This window comes from Novosphingobium sp. UBA6272 (genome assembly GCF_002440635.1).
GTDB lineage: Bacteria > Pseudomonadota > Alphaproteobacteria > Sphingomonadales > Sphingomonadaceae > Novosphingobium.
The window spans coordinates 101,566-102,096 of record NZ_DJUW01000001.1; the positions used below are offsets into that span (position 1 = coordinate 101,566).

General features: G+C 74.6%; 2 pseudogenes. Both read left to right on the forward strand.

Going from position 1 to position 531, the window contains the following annotated elements:
* Window positions 1–202: pseudogene (locus B2V17_RS00525) on the forward strand (hypothetical protein); the annotation flags it as partial.
* A pseudogene (locus B2V17_RS00530) lies at window positions 153–531 on the forward strand (DNA polymerase Y family protein); the annotation flags it as partial. The pseudogenes B2V17_RS00525 and B2V17_RS00530, both read left to right, overlap by 50 nt.

Consider the following 531-nt stretch of genomic DNA (forward strand, 5'->3'; position numbering starts at 1 on the left):
GCGCGCCGCCGCCTCGGCCGCCCCGCGCTGGAACCCGGCCGCGCCGGGTGCACCGGCCTGGCAGGCCGAACTGTTTCGCGCCCGGGCGCATCCTCCCGGAAAATGGATCTTGAGCGATGAGGGAAACCGCCTCTTCGTCCGGCCGCCGGATCATGGCGATCTGGCTCCCGGCGCTGGCGATCGATCGCTGGCAGCGTTCTGAGGGCGAAAGCCCCGCGCCTTTTGCCCTGCTGGCCGAAACCGCCCATGGCCCGCGGATCGCTGCGGTCAACGCAGCGGCGCGGGACGCCGGGGTGCGGGCCGGGGCCATGCTGGGCGATGCCCGGGCGCTGTGCCCTGAACTGGCGGTTGCTCCGGGCGATCCCGGCGGGGACCTGGCCTTCATCGAAAAGCTGGCGGTCTGGGCGCAGCGCTGGGGCCCATGGTCGGCGCTTGACCCGCCCGACGGGCTGCTGGTCGACGTGACCGGGGTGGCCCACCTGTTCGGCGGCGAGGCGGCCCTGCTGGCCGATGTCGCCGCGCGGCTGGCGG